General features: G+C 74.2%; 2 protein-coding genes. Both read right to left on the bottom strand.

What is annotated here, in order from left to right:
- The coding region (locus tag ACIBCK_RS39100; RefSeq protein ID WP_399398133.1) for an SDR family NAD(P)-dependent oxidoreductase at window positions 1-7,286 on the bottom strand (7,286 nt) is incomplete at its 3' end.
- A 36-nt stretch (window positions 7,287-7,322) separates the two neighbouring features.
- A partial coding sequence (locus tag ACIBCK_RS39095) for an SDR family NAD(P)-dependent oxidoreductase (RefSeq protein ID WP_399398130.1) occupies window positions 7,323-9,781 on the bottom strand: 2,459 nt, incomplete at its 5' end.

The raw sequence follows: 9,781 nt of genomic DNA, 5'->3' as shown, positions 1-9,781 counted from the left end.
CAATTCACGTGCCGCGTCGGCTCGTCGACGTTCAACGTCGCCGGTACGACCCCGTACCGCATCGCCTGCACCATCTTGATGACGCCCGCCACACCGGCCGCCGACTGTGTATGGCCCAGGTTCGACTTTACCGAGCCCAGCCACAACGGCCGTTCCTCGTCCCGCCCCTGGCCATACGTCGCCAGCAACGCCTGCGCCTCGATCGGGTCACCCAGCTTGGTCCCGGTACCGTGCGCCTCCACCACGTCCACATCCGACGCCTCAAGGCGCGCGTTGGCCAAGGCCTGCCGAATCACCCGCTCCTGCGACGGGCCACTCGGCGCCGTCAAACCGTTCGACGCGCCGTCCTGGTTGATGGCACTTCCCCGCACCACCGCCAGCACCTCGTGCCCCAACCGCTCGGCGTCCGAGAGCCGTTCCACCAGCAACAGGCCGACGCCCTCGGACCAGCCCGTACCGTCCGCCGCCTCCGCGAACGCCTTGCACCGCGCGTCCCCGGCCAGCCCGTCCAGGCGGCTGAACTCGCTGAACACCCCGTAGCCCGCCATCACCGTCACGCCTCCGGCCAGTGCCATGTCGCACTCGCCGTTACGCAGCGCCTGCACCGCGAGATGCACCGCAACCAACGACGACGAACACGCCGTGTCCACCGTTACCGCGGGCCCTTCCAGGCCGAACGAGTACGCCACCCGGCCGGAGAGCACACTGGTGGCGCCGCCGGTGAGCTGGTAGCCGCCGACGTCCTCCGGGAGTTCCCTGTCGAGGCCGTAGTACGAGGAAGCGGCGCCCGCGAACACGCCGATCGACTCACCGGCGACCGCCAGGGGGTCGAGCCCCGCTGCCTCGAACGCCTCCCATGCCGTCTCCAACAGCAGTCGCTGCTGGGGGTCCATCACCAGCGCCTCGCGCGGAGAGATTCCGAACAGTCCGGCGTCGAACCCGGCCACGTCGTCGAGGAACCCACCGAGCGGCGCGTACGGCAGGTCCTTACCGTCGATGTCCCAGCCACGGTCGGTCGGGAAGGCGGTGATGGCGTCCTCTCCGGAGCGTACGAGCCGCCACAGGTCGGCGGGCGACCGGACACCACCGGGCAGCCGGCATGACATGCCGACGATCGCGACCGGCTCGCTGAGGTCGGTGGCGGCACCGGTACGCACCTGGTGCGTCGGACCGGCCTCGCCGACCAGTTCGGTGGCGAGGTGGGCGGCGAGCGCGGCGGGGGTGGGATGGTCGAACAGCAGCGTCGCCGGCAGGCGCAGCCCGGTGGCCGCGTTGACGCGGTTGCGCAGTTCGACGGAGGTCAGCGAGTCGAATCCGAGTTCCTTGAATACCCGGTCCGGGGCGACCGCGTCCGCGCCGGCGTGCCCGAGGACGGCTGCGGCCTCGGCGCACACAAGGCCGGTGAGCAGGCGGTGCTGTTCGGCGGCGGGGAGCGCGGCGAGGCGTCCGGCGAGCCCCGAACCGCCGGTGACCGTACTGGCGATGGGGCGCGCGGGGGCGCGCACAAGGCCGCGCAGCAGCGCGGGCACGGGCCGCAGCGTCCGGGCGACGGACAGGTCGAAGCGCAGCGGGAGCAGGTACGGCAGACCCGTTTCCTGGGCGGCGTCGAAGAGGGCGAGCCCTTCGTCGGCGGAGAGCGCGCCGCCGACGCGGGTCGCGCGGGCGAGACCGGTGGTGTCGAGGCCGCCGCTGATGGCACTTTCCTCGGCCCACAGGCCCCAGCCGAGCGCGGTCGCGGCAAGCCCTCGGGTACGGCGGTGCTGGGCCAGCGCCTCCAGGAAGGCGTTGGCGGCGGCGTAGTTGGCCTGGCCCGGGGAGCCGAAGGCAGAGGACGCGGATGCGTAGACGGTGAACAGAGCCAGGTCGTGGCCCGCGGTGAGTTCGTGCAGGGCGAGCGCGGCCTGGACCTTGGGTCGCAGCACGGCGGTGGTCCGCTCGGGCGTCAGCGCCTCGATGACACCGTCGTCGGCGACCCCGGCCGCGTGAATGACCCCGGTGAGCGGGTGCTCGGCGGGGAGGGTGGCCAGCAGTTCGGCCAGTGCCTCCCGGTCGGTGACGTCGCACGCCGCCACCCGTACCCGTGCGCCGAGCGCGCCGAGTTGCTCGGCCAGTTCCTGGGCGCCGGGCGCGGCGGGCCCGCTCCGGCTCGAAAGCACCAGGTGCCGTACGCCCCGGTGCTCGACCAGGTGTCGGGCCAGGAGCGAGCCGAGGGCGCCGGTGCCACCGGTGACCAGGACCGTGCCCTCTGGGTCGAGGGCACGTGGCAGCATCAGGACGTTCTTGCCGACGTGGCTGCCCGAGCCGACGTACCGGAGGACCTCTGCCGCCTGCCGGACGTCCCAGGCTCGCGCGGGCAGCAGCGTGAGCCGGCCCGCACGGAACAGCTCCAGGACCTCCCGCAGCATCTCTTGCAGCCGGTCCGGCCCTGCCTCGCCGAGGTCGAAGGAGCGGTAGCGGCGGTCGCCGAACGAGTCCGGGTCGCGCAGGTCCGCCTTGCCCATCTCCACGAAGCGGCCCCCGGGGGCCAGCAGCCGAGCCGAGGCGTCGACGAACTCGCCTGCCAGCGCGTTGAGGACGACGTCCACGCCGCGCCCGCCGGTGCGCTCCGCGAAGGCCGCCTCGAAGCCCAGGTCACGCGAGGACGCGAGATGCGCCGCGTCCAGGCCGGTCGCCGCCCACTTCGCCGGCGAGGCCGTCCCGTACACCTCCGCACCCACGTGCCGCGCGACCTGTACGGCGGCCATCCCCACGCCACCGGCGGCGGCGTGGACCAGCACCGACTCACCGGCCGCCAGCCCCGCCAGGTCCACCAGCGCGTAATAGGACGTCAGGAAGGCCATCGGCACCGAGGCCGCGTCCGAGAAGGTCCACTCCTGCGGCATCGGCGCCACCATCCGCCGGTCCACCACCGCCAGCGGCCCGAAGCCGCCGTCGAACAGGCCGAAGACGCGGTCACCCGGCGCGAGATCCGCGACCCCGGTGCCGACCTCGACCACGACCCCCGCGGCCTCCGACCCCATGAGGGCCGAGGGGTCCGGGTACTGCCCGAGCGCGATCAGCACATCGCGGAAGTTCACCCCGGCCGCACGCACCTCGACCCGTACCTCGCCCGGCGCCAGCTCCGCGGTCGCCTCGGAAGCGGGGGTGAGGGCCAGGTCGCGGAGGGAGCCGGAGGCGCGGTCGGCGGTCAGTCGCCAGCCCTCCGTGTCGGGTACGGCGAGAGCGCCGGATGCCGAGGCACGGGCCAGCCTGGGGGCGAGCAGAGTGCCACCGCGCAGCGCGAGCCAGGGTTCGTCGCCGTCCGCGAGCACGGCGAGCAGGTCGGTGTCGGTGTCGGTATCTGTGTCGGTGTCTGTGTCCAGCAGGACGAACCGGTCGGGGTGCTCGGCCTGCGCGGAGCGTACGAGACCACCGACGGCCGCCCCGGACAGACCGGTGACGTCGTCACCGGGTACCGCGGCCACGGCGGACCGGGTGACCAGCACCAGACGGGACGCGGCGAATCGCTCGTCGGCAAGCCACGCCTGGATGCCGGCCAGGACCTCGGTGACGGCGGCCTCGGTGTCCGCGTCAGCCACGGGCCACGCGACAACGTCGGGTGCGGCGCCGGAGAATCCGGCCAGGAAGGCGCCGAGTCCGTCGGTGGCCGTGGCGAGCGAACCCCGCCGGGACGGGACGGGCACGGGCGTCCAGTCGAGGATGAACAGGGAGTCGTCGTGGCGCGGGCCGACGGCGGTCGCGGCCCGCAGGGTGAGCGACTCGACCGTGGCGACGGGGGCGCCTTCGGGGTCGCTGATCCGCAGCGTCCAGGCGTCCGCGCCGGCGGGTGCCAGGTGGACGCGTGCCTGTGTGGCACCGGTCGCGTGCAGGGTGGCGCCTTCCCAGGCGAAGGGCAGCCCGGCCCGGTCCGGGTCGAGGCCGGTGAGGTGCAGCGCGGCGTCGAAGAGGGCGGGGTGCAGTCCGCAGCGGCCTGCCTCACGGTGGGCGGAATCGGGCAGTTCCACCTCGGCGTACAGCTCATCGCCGGTCCGCCAGGCGGCCTTCAGCCCCTGGAAGACGGGACCGTACGCGAAACCGGCCTCGGTGGCCCGCTCGTAGAAGCCGTCGAGGTCCACCGGCTCGGCCTCCGGCGGCCAGGTCTGCACGGCGCCGGTCGGACCGGTCGGACCGGCGGGGAAGGCGGCGAGCAGGCCGACGGCGTTGCCGGTCCATTCCTCCTCGCCGTCGGGACGCGAGTGGATCTCCACATGGCGGGTGCCGTCCTCGCGCTCGGCTCCGGCGCTGACCTGGATCTGTACACCGCCGCGCGCGGGCAGCACGAGCGGCGCGGTGAGGGTGAGGTCCTCCACGGTCCCGCAGCCGACGTGTTCCCCGGCCTGCCAGGCGAGTTCGACGAACGCGGTGCCCGGGACGAGGACGCTGTCGAGGATCGTGTGGTCGGTGAGCCAGCCGTGCGTGGCGGCGGAGAGGCGGCCGGTGAGCAGCACCCCTCCCCCGGCGGCCAGCGACACAGCGGCGCCCAGCAGCGGGTGCCCTGCCGCGCCGAGCCCGGCGGAGGTCAGGTCCCCGGAACTCAGCCGGGCGCTGGGCCAGTACGCCTGCCGCTCGAACCGGTACGTGGGGAGCTCCACGCGCCGGGCGCCCGCCGCGCCGAGCGGCGCGGCCCAGTTGACGGGGGCGCCGTGCACGTGGGCTCGCGCGATGCCGTGCAGCAGCGACGCGGGCTCGTCCACGCCGGAGCGCAGGAGGCTCACGACGGTCGTGTCCTCGACGATGTACGGGACGAGGGCCGACAGGGACCCGTCAGGGCCGAGTTCGAGGAAGCGGGTGGCGCCGAACTCGTGGGCCCGGCGCACGGCGTCGGCGAAGAGGACGGGCTCAACGATCTGCCCGATCCAGTAGCCGGGGGTGGCCGGGTCCCCGGGAGCGGTGGTGAGGACCGGGATCGTCGGGGCGTGGTACGTCAGCGACCGCGCGACGGCGGCGAGCTCGTCGAGCATCGGCTCCATCAGGTGGGAGTGGAACGCGTGCGAGACGGCCAGCCGTTTCACCCGCACGCCCCGCGCCCGGAACTGCTCCTCCAGCGCACCGATCGCGCCGGCGTCACCGGAAACGGTGACCGAGGTGGGCCCGTTGACCGCTGCCACGTCGATCCCGTCGGGCAGAACCAGCCCCTCCTCGGCTGCTTCGACGGCGAGCATCGCGCCGCCCCGCGGCAACGCGTCCATCAGCCGGGCGCGCGCCGACACCAGGGCACATGCGTCCTCCAAGGACAGCACCCCGGCGAGGTGCGCGGCGGCCAGTTCACCGATCGAGTGGCCCACCAGCACATCCGGGGTCAGCCCCCAGGACTCCATCAACCGGAACAACGCCACCTCGACGGCGAACAGCGCAGGCTGGGTGTACGCGGTGCGCGCCAGGAGCTCCGCGTCTTCGCCGAACATCACGTCCCGCAGGGGTCGTTCGAGGTCGACCCGCGCACAGACGGCGTCGAGCGCGTCGGCGAACACGGGGAAGGCGTCGTACAGCCCACGCCCCATCCCCACCCGCTGCGCGCCCTGCCCCGAGAACAGGAACGCCGTGCGCCCGGGTGCCGCCATGCCGGACTCCGCCTCCGGCGGGACCGTGCCCTCGGCGAGGCCCGCGAGCGCCCGCAGCGCATCGTCGCGCCCTGCCGCCAGTACGACGGCCCGCGCGGCCAGCGACGCACGGGTGGTGGCCAGCGAGTAGCCGAGGTCGGCCAGGCGTGCCTCGGGCCGCTCGGCCAGGTGCGCGTGGAGAGCGACCGCCTGTTCGCGCAGAGCGCGCTGGGTGCGGGCGGCGAGCGGGAGCGGGATCAGCGGCGGTGCAGCGGCCGTGGGCGGCACCACGGCCGGGGCCTGACCGGTCGCGGGGTCGGGTTCGGGCGCCTGCTCCAGCACTGTGTGCGCGTTGGTGCCACTCACCCCGAACGAGGAGACGGCGGCGCGCCTGGTCCGGCCGAGTCCTGACCAGGGCCGGTTCTCGACGAGGAGCCGGACGGCGCCGGCCGACCAGTCCACCTGCCGGGAGGGCTCGTCGGCGTGCAGGGTGCGGGGCAGCACCCCGTGCCGCAGCGCCATGACCGTCTTGATGACGCCGGCGGCACCGGCGGCAGCCTGGGTGTGCGCGATGTTGGACTTCACCGAGCCGAGCCACAGCGGGCGGTCGGCGGGACGGCTCTGGCCGTAGGTGGCAAGGAGCGCCTGCGCCTCGATCGGGTCGCCGAGCCTCGTGCCCGTACCGTGCGCCTCGACCAGGTCCACGTCGGTGGGCGTCAGGCCCGCCGAGGCCAGCGCGGCGCGGATCACCCGCTGCTGCGCGGGACCGTTCGGCGCGGTCAGCCCGTTGGACGCGCCGTCCTGGTTGACGGCCGACCCCCGTACCACCGCCAGCACCTCGTGGCCGTTGCGTACGGCGTCCGAGAGCCTCTCCACCAGCAGCACCCCGACGCCCTCGCCCCAGCCGGTGCCGTCCGCGCCGTCGCCGAACGCCTTGCACCGACCGTCGGCCGCCAACCCCCGCTGACGGGAGAACTCGACGAACGCGGCAGGCGTGGCCATCACCGTGACGCCACCCGCGAGAGCCATGGTGCATTCGCCCCTGCGCAGCGACTGAACGGCCAGGTGCAGCGCCACCAGCGACGCCGAACACGCGGTGTCCACGGTGAGGGCGGGGCCTTCCAGCCCGAAGACGTACGAGAGCCGTCCGGACAGCACGCTCGCGACGGCGCCGGTGGCGAGATAGCCCTCGGCCGCCTCCGGATCGGCGGCGAGAGCGGTGGCGTAGTCCTGGCCGTTGGTGGCGGCGAACACCCCGATCCGGTCGCCGCGCACCGACTTCGGGTCGATGCCTGCCCGCTCGAAGGCCTCCCACGAGGTCTCGAGGAGCAGCCGCTGCTGTGGGTCCATGGCGACGGCCTCGCGCGGCGAGATCTCGAAGAGCCCGGCGTCGAACTCGGCCGCGTCGTGCAGGAATCCGCCCTCGTGACCGTAGCTGCCGCCGGACCGCTCGGGGTCCGGGTCGAGCAGCGCGTCCAGGTCCCAGCCCCGGTCGGCGGGGAAGGGGCCGACCGCGTCACGGCCCTCGGTGACCAGTTGCCACAGCTGTTCCGGGGTACGGACGCCGCCGGGGAAGCGGCAGGCCATGGACACGATGGCGATGGGCTCGGAGTCCCGCTCCTGATGTTCGCGCAGTTCCTGGTGCGCCTGCCGGAGCTCGCCCGTGACGAACTTCAGGTGATCGAGCAGCTTCTCTTCGTTCGTCATCAGAGCGACTCCCAGCGGGCAGGACCGTACATGTCATCAGGACTTGCCGAATTCGTTGTGGATGAGGTCGAAGAGGTCAGCGGCGCTCGCCGACTCCAAGTCGATGCCCTGGGTCTTTGGCCTGGAGCGGGCGGGTGGCACGGTTGCCGCGGCGCCGAGCCGGTCGGCGAGGTCGCGCAGGCGGGCGAGCAGGACCGCCGTCTCCTCACCGTCGGGCGGGGTCTCGGCGAGCGCCGCCTCGAGCTTCTCCAGCCGGGCGACCGCGCTCTCCTCGCCCGCGGCCGGGCCCGGGTCGCTCACGAGAAGCCCGCGCAGGTGCGTGGCGAGGGCGGCGGGGGTCGGGTGGTCGAACGCCAGGGTCGCGGGCAGGGCCTGCCCGGTGGCGACGTCGAGCATGTTGCGCAGTTCGACGGCCATCACCGAGTCGGTGCCCAGGTCGCGGAACTGCCGGTCCGGGTCGATGGCGGCCGGGGTGCCGTGGCCGAGTACGGCAGCGGTCCGGGAGACCACCAAGTCGACCAGGATGCGCTCCTGTTCCGCCTGCGGCGCCCCGGCCAGCCGTTCGGCCAGGCCAAGGCCCTGCCGGTCGGGGGCGGGCGGCGCGGTCCTGGGTGCGGCGGGCAGCAGGTCGAGCAGCCGCCCGCCGCGCCCGGCTTCCAGAACGGGGCCGAAGCGGCTCCAGTCGATGCCGGCCACGCAGACCGTCGTCCGCTGCTCGGCGATGGCCGCTTCCAACGACAGGAGGGCCTCCTCCGGCTGCAGCGGTGTCACGCCGGTGCGCTGCTGCTGCTCGCCTGCTGCCGCGCCCGCGCCCACGCCTGTGCCGGCCCACGGTCCCCACGCGAGGGCCGTGGCGGTACGCCCGGCTGCTCGGCGCCGCTCGGCGAAGGCGTCCAGCGCGGCGTTACTCGCGGCGTACGCGGCCTGCCCGAGGTTGCCGACGACCCCGGCGAAGGAGGTGAACAGCACGAACGCGTCGAGCTCGTGGCCCGCGGTCAGTTCGTCGAGGTGCCGGACAGCCGCCAGGCGTGCGTGCAAGACGTCCGCGACACGGTCGGGGGTGAGCGAGCCGATCACTCCGTCGTCCACCGTCCCCGCCGCGTGCACGACGCCGGTGAGCGGCAGTTCCTCCGGTATGCCCGCGAGGACCTCCGCGAGCGCGGCGCGGTCGGTGACATCGCAGGCGACGAGGGTGACGCGGCTGCCGAGCGCGGTCAGTTCGGCGGCGAGCGCGCCGGCGCCGGGTGCCTCCGGGCCCCGGCGCCCGACGAGCACCAGGTGCGGCGCGCCCTGCCGGGCGAGCCGACGGGCGGTGTGCGCGCCGAGTGCGCCGGTACCGCCGGTGACCAGCACGGTGCCTGCCGGCCGCCACGCGTCGGCCGTAAGGCCCCCGTTGCCGGGGGCGCTCTCGACGAGGCGCCTGCCGAGTACACCGGTCCGGCGGATCGCCACCTGGTCCTCGGGCCCTGCGGCGCCGAGCAGCGCGGCCAGCCGTACGCCGGTCCGGTCGTCCCACTCGGCGGGCAGATCGACCAGGCCGCCCCAGCTGCGGGGCATCTCCAGGGCCGCGACCCTGCCGAAGCCCCAGACGGCCGACTGGTCCGGGTCGGGCCCCGGGTCGTCCGTGGAGACCCGCACCGCGCCCCGGGTGGCACACCACAGCAGGCCCGTCACACCCGCGTCGTCGAGCGCCTGGGTGAGGGCGACCACGGAGGGCAGGGCGTCGGAGCCTGAGGCGGGCGGCAGAGCCAGCACACCGGCCGGGGTTGCCTCTTCCGTCGCGGCGCGGAGCCGGGCCGCGAGGACGGCACGGTCGGTGCCTCCAGGGATGACGAGGGTACGAGCGCCGGCGCGAGACAGCGCGCGGCTGACGTCGTCGGCACCGGCATCAGCGCTGTCGTCCTCGCCGGGCGGCGTGACCAGGAACCACGTGCCGGTCGGCCGGGCGGCCCCTTCGGTCACCGGCACCCACCGCACCTCGTACTGCCCCTCTCCGGAAGCGGTGCGGTGCCCGCCCGGGACGGTTTCGGGCCAGAAGCGGGTGTGCTGGAAGGGGTAGGGCGGCAGGGTGACGGGCGGGGCCTCGGGGAACACCGCCGCCAATTCCACTGCCGTCCCCTCGACCCACAGCCGGGCGACGGCCGCGAACAGGGACTCCACCTCCGGGCGGCTGCGGCGCATCGCGGGCACCGCACCGGGGACGAGCCCGCTGAGGACTCCGTCGGGGCCGAGTTCCAGGAACCGGGTAGCGCCCGCCTCGTGAGCACGGCGCACCGCGTCGGCGAAGCGGACCGACTCCCGCACCTGACCCACCCAGTAGGCGGGGGTGGCCAGGTCACCGGGGGCCGTGGTGCGGACCGGGATCTGCGGGGCGTGGAAGGTCAACGACTCCGCCACCGTCGCGAACTCGGCCAGCATCGGCTCCATCAGATACGAATGGAACGCGTGCGAGACAGCCAACCGCTTGACCCGCACACCCTGCACCCGAAGCCGCT

This window comes from Streptomyces sp. NPDC051218 (assembly GCF_044455475.1).
GTDB lineage: Bacteria > Actinomycetota > Actinomycetes > Streptomycetales > Streptomycetaceae > Streptomyces.
Note: the sequence above shows the minus strand (reverse complement) of the source record. Positions and strands in the feature narration are given on the sequence as shown.